The following is a 530-nucleotide window of genomic DNA, read 5'->3' as shown; positions in this document are numbered from 1 at the left end:
GGCAAGCAGTGGAACGCGGCCGTGGAGCCCGTCGACGAGCACCTGGCCCCGACTGGGCGGGTGATGGAGGTGCTCAGCGAGCACCAGTGCCAGGGCTGGCTCGAGGGCTACGTCCTTACCGGCCGGCATGGGCTGTTCAACTGCTACGAGGCGTTCACCCACATCGTCGACTCGATGTTCAACCAGCACGCCAAATGGCTCGAAGCGGCCCGGGAGGTGTCGTGGCGGGACCCGATCCCGAGCTTCAACTACCTGCTCTCCAGCCACGTCTGGCGGCAGGACCACAACGGGTTCTCTCACCAGGACCCCGGGTTCATCGACCTCGCCCTGAACAAGAGCCCCGACATCGTCCGCGTCTACCTGCCGTTCGACGCGAACACGCTGCTGTCCACCTACGACCACTGCCTGCGCTCGGCCGGGTACATCAACGTCGTCGTCGCCGGGAAGCAGCCCGCCCCGCAGTGGCTGACGATGGACGAGGCGATCGAGCACTGCACCCGCGGGCTCGGGATCCTGCCGTGGGCGGGCAC

General features: G+C 67.4%; 1 protein-coding gene. It reads left to right on the top strand.

Annotation, left to right across the window (positions count from 1 at the left end; translation table 11 throughout):
- On the top strand, positions 1 to 530 hold a 530-nt coding region (locus tag AC1Q49_RS16250), incomplete at both ends, for a phosphoketolase family protein (RefSeq protein ID WP_492493443.1).

This window comes from Microbacterium sp. MPR-TSA4 (assembly GCF_058792815.1).
Note: the sequence above shows the minus strand (reverse complement) of the source record. Positions and strands in the feature narration are given on the sequence as shown.